The sequence below is a fragment of the Maridesulfovibrio salinus genome (assembly GCF_055394525.1).
In genome coordinates this window covers 718040-730371 of sequence record NZ_AP042461.1, presented here as the reverse complement: position 1 = coordinate 730371, position 12332 = coordinate 718040, and the positions used below count along the sequence as shown (strand labels likewise).

The 12332-nt window shown below is 45.4% G+C and carries 12 protein-coding genes; 11 read left to right on the top strand and 1 reads right to left on the bottom strand.

Annotation, left to right across the window (positions count from 1 at the left end; all coding sequences use genetic code 11):
* The first annotated feature begins 9 nt into the window (after positions 1-9).
* From ACZ5PW_RS03300 to ACZ5PW_RS03250, 11 genes are all read left to right on the top strand, one after another.
* The gene (locus tag ACZ5PW_RS03300) at positions 10-1167 is read left to right on the top strand and encodes a DegT/DnrJ/EryC1/StrS family aminotransferase (protein ID WP_464557984.1); all 1158 of its coding nucleotides are present in this window, start codon (positions 10-12) and stop codon (positions 1165-1167) included.
* A 13-nt stretch (positions 1168-1180) separates the two neighbouring features.
* Positions 1181-2329 (top strand): glycosyltransferase, encoded by a 1149-nt coding sequence (locus ACZ5PW_RS03295; RefSeq protein WP_464557983.1) that lies wholly within the window; start codon positions 1181-1183, stop codon positions 2327-2329.
* Positions 2329-3498 carry a glycosyltransferase family 4 protein gene (locus tag ACZ5PW_RS03290; RefSeq protein WP_464557982.1) on the top strand — a complete coding sequence of 390 codons (1170 nt, stop codon included), beginning with the start codon at positions 2329-2331 and terminating at the stop codon, positions 3496-3498. The genes ACZ5PW_RS03295 and ACZ5PW_RS03290 overlap by 1 nt, the downstream gene beginning before the upstream one ends.
* Positions 3491-4450 carry an NAD-dependent epimerase/dehydratase family protein gene (locus ACZ5PW_RS03285; RefSeq protein ID WP_464557981.1) on the top strand — a complete coding sequence of 320 codons (960 nt, stop codon included), beginning with the start codon at positions 3491-3493 and terminating at the stop codon, positions 4448-4450. Before ACZ5PW_RS03290 ends, ACZ5PW_RS03285 begins: the two co-directional genes overlap by 8 nt.
* Positions 4451-4459: 9 nt before the next feature.
* Complete coding sequence (locus ACZ5PW_RS03280) at positions 4460-6223, top strand: ABC transporter ATP-binding protein/permease (protein WP_464557980.1); 1764 nt, start codon at positions 4460-4462, stop codon at positions 6221-6223.
* 172 nt (positions 6224-6395) lie between these two features.
* Entirely contained in the window at positions 6396-7067 is a 672-nt protein-coding gene (locus tag ACZ5PW_RS03275) for a TylF/MycF/NovP-related O-methyltransferase (protein WP_464557979.1), read from the top strand.
* Between the two features lie 43 nt (positions 7068-7110).
* Positions 7111-8109 carry an NAD-dependent epimerase/dehydratase family protein gene (locus ACZ5PW_RS03270; protein ID WP_464557978.1) on the top strand — a complete coding sequence of 333 codons (999 nt, stop codon included), beginning with the start codon at positions 7111-7113 and terminating at the stop codon, positions 8107-8109.
* Positions 8110-9276: a LegC family aminotransferase gene (locus ACZ5PW_RS03265; RefSeq protein WP_464557977.1), complete on the top strand. Its 1167-nt coding sequence runs from the start codon at positions 8110-8112 to the stop codon at positions 9274-9276.
* A gap of 4 nt (positions 9277-9280) precedes the next feature.
* On the top strand, positions 9281-9994 hold the full coding sequence (pseF, locus tag ACZ5PW_RS03260; protein WP_464557976.1) for a pseudaminic acid cytidylyltransferase: 714 nt from the start codon (positions 9281-9283) through the stop codon (positions 9992-9994).
* On the top strand, positions 9991-10887 hold the full coding sequence (locus ACZ5PW_RS03255; protein WP_464557975.1) for a glycosyltransferase: 897 nt from the start codon (positions 9991-9993) through the stop codon (positions 10885-10887). The genes pseF and ACZ5PW_RS03255 overlap by 4 nt, the downstream gene beginning before the upstream one ends.
* A complete protein-coding gene (locus tag ACZ5PW_RS03250) occupies positions 10875-11927 on the top strand; it encodes an N-acetylneuraminate synthase family protein (protein WP_464557974.1) in 1053 nt (350 codons plus the stop codon). Before ACZ5PW_RS03255 ends, ACZ5PW_RS03250 begins: the two co-directional genes overlap by 13 nt.
* Here ACZ5PW_RS03250 and ACZ5PW_RS03245 read toward each other — a convergent pair whose 3' ends face one another.
* Positions 11928-12296 carry a hypothetical protein gene (locus ACZ5PW_RS03245; RefSeq protein WP_464557973.1) on the bottom strand — a complete coding sequence of 123 codons (369 nt, stop codon included), beginning with the start codon at positions 12294-12296 and terminating at the stop codon, positions 11928-11930.
* Positions 12297-12332: the final 36 nt, after the last annotated feature.

Here is a 12332-nt window from a genome sequence, read left to right as displayed (position 1 = left end):
AATAATATTATGGGTATTCCCTTTATAGATTTAAAAAAACAATTTTCCCTCGTTGAGGAGCAAATCCGAAACAATATGGACGCTGTTCTCGAGCACGGAGCCTATGTCATGGGTCCTGAAATACCGGCTCTTGAAGAAAGACTTGCTGAATATTGCGGAACCAAACACGGCCTAGGCTGCGCTTCCGGCACCGATGCCCTGACCCTGGCACTGATGACACTGGATGTGAAGCCAGGCGATGCAGTTTTCACAACTCCTTTTACCTTCTTTGCAACAGCTGAAACTATTGCTCTGACTGGTGCAACCCCAGTGTTTGTAGACATTGACCCAGTGACATTCAACATTGACCCCGAAAAACTTGATCAAACCATCGAAGCACTCAAGGGTGCCGATAACGGCATACCTCTTCCTAAAGTTGAGGGGTTGACTGCAAAAGGTATCATTTCAGTTGATATCTTTGGTCTACCCGCCGACTACGAAGCGATCAAAGCTGTAGCTAACAAGCACGACCTCTTCCTCATCGAAGATGCAGCCCAAAGCTTCGGCGGAGAGTACAAAGGCAAAAGAGCCTGTTCACTCGGAGACATCACATGCACCTCCTTCTTCCCAGCCAAACCTCTCGGTTGCTACGGTGATGGCGGCATGTGTTTCACAGATGACGACAAGCTTATTGAACGACTGCGCTCGCATAGAATCCACGGCATGGGCCCGGACAGATACGACAACGTCCGCCTTGGAATCACCGGTCGCTTGGACACACTTCAAGCGGCAATACTTCAGGCTAAATTCGATATTTTCCCCGGTGAAGTAGACCTTCGCGACAAGGTTGCAGACATTTATGCAGAGCTTCTTGCCGGAGTAGAAGGTCTCACTGTTCCCACTGTCCCGGAAGGCTACCGTTCTGTATGGGCCCAGTATTGTCCGCTGGCAAAAGACAGCGAACACCGCTCCCGCATCCAGGCGGCTCTGCAGGAAAAGGGCATCCCCTCTCCCATCTACTACCCGATTCCCCTGCACCTTCAGACTGCATTCAAAGACCTTGGGTACAAAGCGGGTGACTGCCCGGTAAGCGAAGATGCTGCTAGCCGCATTTTTGCGATTCCCATGCACCCATATCTTGAAAGAGAACAACAGGAAATCATCGCTGAAACAATCCGCAACGCATAGGGAAGCATACACAATGTCAAAAACACTTCTCATCATCATTACTGACCGGCTTACCGATCTCTTGAAAAAAGGCGAAATTACTGATCGCTATTACAACCCTGAAAACGTTTTTGATAATGTGCATATTCTTTCACCCACAGGAGCTGCAGTCGATATGGACGTACTGCAGCGAACTGTGGGCAATGCCAAGCTGCACCTGCACTCTTTCCCTTGGGGCCCAGCACTCTTTGTCAAAACACTCTGCTGGACCCCTGCGTTACTGAAGGGCTGGGCCCAGCAGGGTGTTGAATTGGCCAAAGAAATCAAACCTGACCTTATCCGCTGTCACGGCAATTTCATCAACGGATTCATGGCCAGTGAAATTAAGAAAGAGCTGGGGATTCCATTTGTGGTCTCTATCCATATCCATCCAGATGAAATGAGACGGGAAATTCAGCATGGCTGGAAAACACTACTGTACTACAACGCCTCTAAACGGGTGGAAGACATCACCCTGGACCATGCAGACGTAGCCATACTGGTCTATAAATCCCAACTCACATACAAAGCACTCAAGCGATGCAAACGGGTTGAGCAGATTTACAACGTCATCAATCCGAAAAACATCGGTAAGAAAACTAATTACAAACAGACCGGCGAAAACCTAAAGGTTGTCACAGTGACAAGACTGGTTCCGGGACGAAATCCTGAAAACATTCTTCGGGCTGTAGACGGCGAAAAAATAGATTTGACCATCATCGGTGACGGTCCCTACCTGCAGCAGCTCAAAGATATCGCTGCGAATATTTCAGGGCCGGCCACAGTGGAATTCATCACTGCCCTGCCCAATGAAAAACTCTGTACAATGCTGCCGGAATTCGATGTATTCGCCATGCACACAGAGTACGATGGCATCCACAAGACAGCTCTTGAAGCCTCACTTGCTGGTCTACCGCTGGTTGTAAACAAGCGCAAACACGGCATTGTTCCTGAATTCAAGGGAGACTGGCTTCTCTCATGCGAAAACACACCGGAAGGATTCCGGGAGCAGCTTCGCTCATATATGGATGAAAATGTCAGGAAAAGTTATGGCCAAAAAGCTGCTGCACACTCTAAGGTCAACTGGGACCCAGAATACAGTGAAAAACGATACGCAGACGTTTATAGGGAATTTTTAAAATAATGATTCTCTTCATTACTTACGACTATCCACCAATCCTGTCGCCGGAATCAATTCAAGTGCAACGCAGAGCAATGACACTGGCTCGCAACGGGCATCAGGTCCATGTATTGACATGCTGCAACCAGCCTGATTTCGAATTCCTGGACCCAAGGCTGGTCCGCGACACAGAGAACCTAACTATCCACCGAGTTAACAAGGTTCCTGGCGAAAAATGGCTGCACTATCTTTGCGGCGGGTTAGAAATCACAGATCGAAAGTTCTGGTGGAAATCCCCCGCAGCCGGTTCAGCCATAAAGCTAATCAAAGAATTCAACATCAAGAATATTTATACACACTCCACCCCGCTAATTAACCATCTGGCGGGGTTGGCTGTGAAAAAGGCCTGCCCAACTTTAAAATGGACTGCACATTTTTCCGATCCATGGACCTTGAATCCATACATAAAATATCGCACTGGAATTCAAAAAAGAATTAACAAGTGGTATGAAAAATCGGTCATCTCCCATGCTGACACTATCACTGTCACATCAGGAAAAACCAAAGAACTTTTTGTAAAAAGACTTGGGACTACGACAAGCAAAGTACGAGTCCTGCCGCATGTTTTTGACCCGGAGCTATATACCCGTAAAAAAAAAGAGCTGCACAAAAAAATAGTGGCTCATACCGGAAATATATATGGCCTACGTTCCGTTGCTCCGTTCATCGAGGCTGTGGCAAAGGCTTCCCCTAGAAATATTGAGTTCCACTTCTACGGCCGCATGAAAGATGATGAACGCAAGATGGCCGAAGAAAAATGCCCAGACCTTATTAAAATTTTTGATCCGGTTCCGTACCTTGATTCTATTAAGGTACTTTCCGGAGCAGATATACTAATGGTCATTGATGCTCCCCTCAAAGACTCACCATTTTTCCCGTCCAAATTGGCTGATTATATTGGCGCGGGCAAGCCTGTAGTTGCGCTTACTCCGCTTTCATCCACCACAACGGAAATAATGCGCGACATTCAAAAAGACTTGCTGGTAGCTGATAGTTCTGATGTGCCTTCAATTGCCGCTCTTATCCGCCGCATGGACACATCAGAAGAGACAGATCTTATCGAAAACGGTAAAAATTTATACAATATGAACAATAATTACGATATTATTCGAGAGGCTCTTTTCAATGAATAATTCCAAAATACTTGTTACCGGCGGTGCCGGAGCCATAGGCTTGAACCTCATCGAAAGAATGCTTAATTCTGACGTTAATTCCGTGATGGTCATCGATAATCTCTCTTCAGGCTACAAGAACTATCTTCCCGATGACAAACGCATCATTTTCATTAAGGCAGATATTGGAGAAATCGACTCCTACCGCAAGGAAATGGAAGATTTCAAACCCAACTATGTCTTTCACCTGGCAGCTCATTTTGCCAACCAGAACTCGGTAGACCATCCCTTCAAAGATGTGCAGGCCAATATTATTGGCACGATGAATATCCTTGAAATATGCAAGGGTAATGATGAACTAAAAAAGTTCGTCTACACCTCATCATCCTGCGTATATGGTAATTCATCTATTATGGCTGAGCAGGACTATATCTACCCGCACGAAACACCATATGCCATAAACAAGTACACTGCTGAACTATACGTAAAATACTACTCCTCCATGTTTGAAATTCCAGCAGTATCCATAAGAGTGTTCAACACCTACGGCCCCTACGAGCCTCACGGGCCATACCGTAATGTTATTCCTAACTTTACAGTCCGCGCCATCAAGGGTGAACCGCTGTTCATCACCGGTGACGGCAGTGAAACCAGGGACTTCACCTTTGTAGGCAACACTGCACAATTGCTGACCCTTGCCGCTCTTTCCGACGTCAAAGACGGTGATATTTTTAATGGCGGAACAGGTAAAGCAACCAAAATTGCCGACCTAGCAAAACTGATCATTGAATACACTGGATCTTCATCCGAAATAGTATTCAAGGAAAGACGCAATTGGGATGCGGTTAAAGATCGCTTATCAGATATCTCCAAATCACGAGACATTCTTGGGTATGAGCCGGAAACGACTCTTGAGGATGGGCTAAGAAAAACAGTGGATTGGTACATGAATGAATACGAGATTGAAGGATAATACACAATCGTGAGTAAGCTTAAAGAAAAAAGCATGGTAGGAAAAATACTAACCCTGCTGTCTCCTAAAGATAGGCGCGGACTTATCGGGCTGATGTTTTTCACAATTGGTATTTCCGTTATGGAAACCATTGGTATTTCAGCTATAATGCCGTTCATTTCTGTGGCGAGTAACTACGATCTTGTGGAGACCAATAAGTGGTACCATCATGTCTACACCCTGTTTGAATTCAGCTCCGCCTCACAGTTTGTCATAGCTTTCGGACTATGTCTGGTCTCTTTTTACTTATTCAGAGGACTGGCTAACCTCACTTACATGTACTTCATGAATCGCTATTCACAAGGGCTGTCCTATCGTTTGGCGATAAAATTGTTCAACAATTACATACATCTTAACTATCGGGATTTCATTAAACAGGACACGTCGGATTTAACCAAAAAACTGGTTACCGAAATGCAATATATGGCTTCCTTTTTCAACTCAGTGTTGCTGCTTCTGTCCGAAGGCTTTATTGTTGTTTTCGTGTATTCTCTCCTGCTTTTCGTAGACCTGAAGATAACACTGGTATTAACTGGCTGCCTGCTTTGCACTGCCTTATTTTTTCTTCGAACTGTCACCCGCAGAATGGCAAAGGAAGGCAGTAGACGCGATCAAAGCCAGAACCAATACTACAAAGTTATCAGTGAAGCCCTTAAAAACCTGAAAATTATCAGGCTGACATCCAGCGAGCAAATCCTGGAAAAACAATTTTCAAGTGCAGGATTCGGCTACATGCGTAGTGCTGTTGTAAGTGCAGCATTATCGCATGTCCCCCGCCTTTCTCTGGAAAGTATCGGGTTTTCCATTCTCATAGGAATTATGGTCTACGTGGTCTGGTCTAAAGGCGACCCGTCATTGGTTATACCCACTATTTCCATGTACGCCATCGCCCTCTACCGACTCCTCCCCTCAGTAAACAGAATCATGTCTAGCTATAACAACCTGCAATTTTACAAGCAAAGCCTTAACCTCGTATATAAAGATTTTATTCTACCAACTGAAACATATGGAAACGAGCCGCTTTCTTTTAATTCAAAGGTGGAAATCAAAAATCTATCTTTTGCTTATGATGACATGAATGTCCTAAAAAATATAAGCCTGACAATTAACAAGGGAGACCGTATAGCCTTAATTGGACCTAGCGGTTCAGGTAAAAGTACCATTGCTGACATTCTTATTGGCATGTACTCCAATTTTGAAGGGTCAATTTTGGTAGATGGGGTGAAGGTTAGTGATTCAAACCTCAAAACATGGCGCAAAATTGTGGGATACATACCACAAAGTATGTTCCTTTTTGATTCCACTGCCGGAAAAAACGTATCTTTCGGACGCCACTACGATGAAGAAAAGGTACTGAGGGCCTTAGAAAAAGCTAACATGAACAAGTTCCTAGAAAGCAAGGAAGGAATACATACTCCAGTGGGAGAGAGTGGGGTAATGCTTTCTGGTGGTCAAAAACAAAGAATTGCAATTGCCCGTGCACTATATAGTAACCCTCCAATACTTGTACTGGATGAAGCAACCTCAGCACTTGATACTGCGACTGAATCAAGGATAATGAATCACCTTTACTCACTTGGAGATGAGACCACTCTGATTGTCATCGCTCATAGACTTTCTACAATCAGGGATTGCAACAAAATTTATAAAGTTGATAACGGGACAATTTCAATTGTAGACGACATTGAAGAGTATGAACGGGAACTTGCTGCTTCACAGTCAGAATTCAACTAGGGCAATGATTTGTTTATTTAGAACAATTCTCAGCCCTCCTCTTCTAAGTACAAAAAAGAATGAGAAAAGGGCACGACATGTCCATCTTGCCGTAGACTCACTTGGCAATTTTGAGTACGGAAGTTTTTTTCAACAAAGCAAAATTAATGTACCATTTTAAATGGAGCAATTCATGACAGAACAAATTTTTAATTTTGATATTGATAAGCAGTGGGATTATGAAAACGCTTTTTATATTACCAGCCACTCTACACGAATAGCAAAGCTGCTGGCGCATTACGAATTATATAAAACAATTACAAATCTTCCTGGGCATATTGTTGAATGTGGTGTTTTTAAAGGAACATCATTAATCCGATTTGCAACTTTCAGGGACGCGCTTGAAAGCCCCTTTTCTAGAAAAATTATCGGCTTTGATGCTTTTGGAAAATTTCCGAGGCAAACAAACGAAGGAGAAGAGGATACTGAGTTCATTGATGATTTCGAATCATCTGCAGGGATAGGTATTTCTGTAGAAGAGCTAAGTAAATCATTCAAACACAAATCGTTTGAAAACTATGAACTCGTAAAAGGCGATGTACTCGAAACTATCCCCCAATACCTTGAAAAGCACCCGGAGTTGAAAATCTCACTCCTCCATATTGATGTGGATGTCTACAAACCGACTAAGTGCATCCTTGAAAACCTGTTTGATAGAGTCGTCACTGGCGGTCTCATAGTTTTTGATGATTATGGGACAGTCCCTGGTGAGACCAAAGCTGTAGACGAATTCTTTGCCGGGGATAATATTAAAATTGAAAAATTGGAAATATCCCATATTCCTACATTTTATAGAAAGAAATAAATACAATACGTAATAAATACTACGTAAATAAGGAGTAGTAATAATGAAAAACATTCTTGTTACCGGCGGTGCCGGCTATGTGGGCTCCATCCTGCTGCGTCGCCTGCTTGACGACGGCTACGGCGTAATCTGCGTGGACACTCTCAAGTTCGGTGGCGAATCTCTCATCGATATATACGACCACCCCAACTTCACATTCCACAAGGTAGACGTTGCAGACGCTTCCGCCATGGATAAAATCATGGAAAAAGGCAACCTGCACGGTGTGATCCATCTCGCTGCAATCGTAGGTGATCCCGCTTGTAAACTATACTCTGATGAAGCAATGCGCACCAACTGGGGAGCTTCTGTTTACCTTGTTGATAAATGCAAGGAACTCGGGATTGAACGTTTCATTTTTGCTTCCACCTGCTCCAACTACGGCAAAATGCCTGACCCGGAAGGTTACGTTGTTGAGACAACACCTCTTGCCCCGGTTTCCCTGTACGCGGAACTCAAAGTTAAGTTTGAAAAATACTTTCTGGAAGAAATGGAAAAGACCGATGCACTCTGCCCCACTTCACTTCGCTTCTCCACCGTTTACGGCATGTCCCATCGCATGCGTTTTGACCTGACTGTAAACGAATTCACCAAAGACCTCGCTCTTGAAAAAGAGCTGGTTATCTTCGGCGAACAGTTCTGGCGCCCCTACTGCCACGTTGCAGATTTTACTAACGCCATGATGACTGTTCTTGAAGCACCTAAAGAAAAAGTTGCTTACGATGTATTTAACGTTGGCGATACCGCTGAGAACTACACCAAGAAGATGCTTGCAGACGAACTGACCAAGCTCTTCCCCAATGCAGACATCAAATACGTAAAAAAAGACGAGGATCCCCGCGATTACCGCGCAGACCACACCAAAATCAAAGAACAGCTTGGTTTCAAAATCACCAAGACCGTTCCTGAAGGAATGCGTGAAATCAAGGAAATCGTTGAACTCGGTATCATCAGCGATCCCGAAGGTCAGCAGTACTACAACATCCCTCACAAGAGAGATTAAATGACCCTCGCAGACAATATTCTTGAAGCAATGAAAACCGTGCTTCCGCAGGGTGGAGGATTCCTCCCCCTGCATGAGCCGGTATTTCAAGGAAACGAACAGGCCTACACTAAGGAATGCATCGATACCACCTTTGTGTCTTCCGTTGGTAAATTCGTAGACCAATTCGAAGAAATGCTTGCCGATTACACCGGAGCCAAGCGCGCTATTGCCGTGACCAACGGTACCGCAGCCCTACACATGGCCCTAATGCTGGCGGGAGTAAAAGCCGGAGATGAAGTCATCATTCCCGGTTTGACCTTCGTGGCAACTGCAAATGCAGTTGCCTATATCGGTGCCGTTCCTCATATTGCAGACTCCGAGGAAACAACCCTCGGTCTCGATGCCGCAAAACTCGACGCACGCCTCGCTGAAATCAGCGAAATGCGCGATGGAGAATGCTACAACCAGGAAACCGGACGCAGAATCGCTGCTCTGATACCCATGCATGTGTTCGGCATCCCTCTTGATGTGGACGGACTTCTTGCTGTCTGCGACAAATTTTCCATTCCCATGGTGGAAGATGCTGCCGAAGCCATCGGATCATTCTACAAAGGCATACATTGCGGAAGATTCGGCAAGATTGCTTCGCTGAGCTTCAATGGCAACAAGACCATCACCACTGGTGGCGGAGGAGCAATCCTCATCGATGATGAAGAGCTCGGAACTCTTTGCAAGCATCTGACAACTACTGCCAAGACACCCCATAAATGGGAATATTTCCATGACATGGTCGGCTACAACTATCGCATGCCCAACATCAATGCTGCCCTCGGCTGCGCGCAGATGGAAAAGCTGGATGAAATTCTGGCAAGCAAACGCAAACTTGCTGAAAAGTACGCTGAGGCTTTCAAAAGCATCGAGGGCATACGTTTCCTGACAGAACCTGAGAATTGCTCCAGCAACTACTGGTTCTGCACCTTTATCATCGAAAAAGGTTTTGAAGAAAACCGCGATGCTATCCTTGAAGCCACCAACGGCGCGGCCTACATGACCCGCCCGCTATGGACTTCAATGCATCGTCTGCCCATGTTTGAAAACTGCCCGCGCACTGATATGAGTGTTGCCGAATCTCTTGAAAAAAGAGTGATCAACATTCCCAGCGGCGCAGGAATCCTCGGGGTTTAATGTAATGGGCGATTTCAAAGCCATAGCTGTAATCCCGGCCCGGGGAGGCTCCAAGCGGATTCCCAAAAAGAACATCAAGCCTCTGCTAGGCAAGCCGATGATCGGATATACAATTGAGGCCGCGCTTGAGAGCGGCCTCTTTCAAAGAGTTATTGTATCTACCGATAGCCCGGAAATAGCCAAAGTATCAGAACAGCTTGGCGCAGAAGTCCCCTTCATGAGAGAGCCTGCAATTGCTGACGATATCACCCCTGTTTCTGCTGCAACTTTGGATGCGCTCAATAAAGTCGATCCTGAAGGCAACAAATACGATTATATCTGCCAGCTAATGGCCAACTGCCCCATGCGCGATGCAGACGACATCAGGTCCAGCTTTAGCAATCTAAAAAAGCACAAAGCAGGAGCACAGATCAGCGTCACCAAGTATGGATGGCTTAATCCCTGGTGGGCAATGGAAATGGATTCCGGCAAACCCTTGAAGCCTGTATTTGAAGCTAAACTCAAGGAAAGAAGTCAGGATCTCGCCCCTCTGTTTTGCCCAACCGGAGCCGTTTGGTGGGCGACTTGTAATACTTTGCGTCAGGAAGGTACCTTCCACACCAAGGATAAAATCGGCTTTGAGTTGAACTGGAAAAATGCCGTCGATATCGACGACTACGAAGACTGGGACATGGCTGAATTTCTCATGACCCAAAGACAGGCAGGGTCACGCTCTTGAGTTCAACAGCCCTCTATACCACAATTTATCCTGGCGAAGACCCTTACATCAAGCCATGGTACGACTCAGTTGAAGATCAGACAGACTGTGACTTTGATATCGTTATCGGGCTGGATGAGTACACTCCTGAGCAGGTCTTTAAGTACGCAGGACGGAAAATCGATGCAAAATTTATTTCCACAGACAAGGGAGCCACTCCTGCACAGGTCAGGGAAAAAGCATTCAATTACATTGTCCGTCATTATACTCAGGTGGTATTCACTGACAGCGATGATATCCTACACCCACAAAGGGTAGCTGTTGCCAAGGCAGATTTGGCAGAACATGATTTGTGCGCCTGCGCCCTGAACATCATAGACACTGACGGCAGCGACCTAAATACTCTTTTCCCTGTTATGGAGAACGAAGATCTTGAATCCCTGCTGCCCAGGGCAAATGTTTTCGGGCTTTCCAATACTGCCTATAGCTGTGACATGCTTAAAGAACTGATGCCATTCCCAGCCGAGTGCGTAATGTTGGACTGGTTTATGGTCTCTAAAGCATGGCTTGGTGGTGCAAAAATTAAAACGTCATCATCGCCGCTTATGAGCTACAGACAGCATGCAGCCAACACAGCACGGGTACTGCAGCCTTTTACTGCTGAGCAGATAATGAAAGCCTGCGAGCTGCTAACCCTGCATTACTCACTGCTCAAAAAAAACGTCCTTCCCCAATATAAAGACAAAGAAGAACTCTTTTTAGCAGCAGAACGCAATCTTAAAATTTTCATGCACTCAATGACTGTTCAGCACAAACTGGACAGTTACATAGAAGAACTTAATAAACTTGACGAAAAACATATCTGGTGGTCCTGGATAGCCCACCCTGATCTGGAGGAAATATGGAAAAGCTGAACATAAACGGCAGACTTGTAGGCCCTGGTGAACCTCCTTACTTCATCGCGGAAATCGGCTCCAACCACAACGGTGACATGGATCTTTGTAAAAGTATGATCGACTCCGCAGTTGAATGCGGTGCGGATGCTGTTAAGTTCCAGTCCTGGAGCAACAAGACCCTGATCTCCAAAGCAGAGTACGAGCGCAACACCACCTACAACGATACCCACCGCCACTTCGGAACTCTGAAAGAAATGGTAGATAAATACCAGTTCACCCATGAGCAGCACCTTGAAATCCTCGATTATTGCAAGGAAAAAGGGGTTGATTTCATGTCCTCTGCTTTCTCCCCGGAAGAAGTTGATATGCTTCTGGAAATGGGCATTGACTACATCAAGCTGGCTTCAATGGATGTCACCCATATACCGCTGCTGAGGTACATCGGAAGCAAAGGCTGTCAGGTCCTTCTTTCCACAGGAATGGCAACTATGGGTGAAATTGAAACTGCAGTGCGAACCCTTAAAGAAGCAGGCTCCGGCCCCATCGCACTTTTTCACTGCATTTCCATTTACCCCCCGGAGTATGAAGATATTCATCTTAACAACATGAAGACCCTCGAGCAGGTATTCGATCTCCCCGTTGGCTTCAGCGATCACACAATCGGAACATCCATTCCTCTTGCATCCGTGGCCCTTGGTGCTTGTATTGTTGAGAAACACTTCACCACCAACAAAGATATGGAAGGCTGGGACCACTGGATTTCTGCAGACCCTGCAGAGCTTGAAATCATCTGCAAACAGGGGATGAACATCTGGAAGGCACTGGGCTCCACTGTCCGCACCGTAAGTGAAGCTGAAATGGAAAAGCGTAAGAAATTCCGCCGCCGTTTAGTTACAACTCGCGCTGTAAAGAAAGGAGAAACCTTCAAGGCAGAAGATTTTGATTTCCTCAGACCCGGTACCGGAATTGGACCTGAAGAGCTCGAATATGCTGTCGGTCGTATAGCAGCAAGAGATCTTGCTATCGGCGATGAACTTGAATGGACCGACTTCGCTTAGTTAATCTTGGAAAAGGCTCTCGGCATCAATCTCATCAAGCCACATAAGCAGCCTAGCCTCTACACTTTCAAGATACGAGAAGAATAAATCTTTCTTCTCTTCTTGAACGAGGCAAACATAAAGCGAAGGTGGCGAGTGCAATTGGCTAGCAAAAAGGGCTGTTTTATATCCCTGAAAAGAAATACGGTGGTTTAAGGCATTTGCCAAATAGTAACCCCATTCTTTTCTAGTGAAATCGGAGTTCAATCCATTTTCATCAGTAAAAGTGATTTGTTCATTTTCTTCGAGTAGAATGTTACCACAATCACGCAGGGTTATATTGGGAGCGGGAGAAAACTCCCTTGGAATTTCCTTGGATTTTATTCTCATCTTCTGCTCATTTTAATGTAGATAATTATAGAAGTG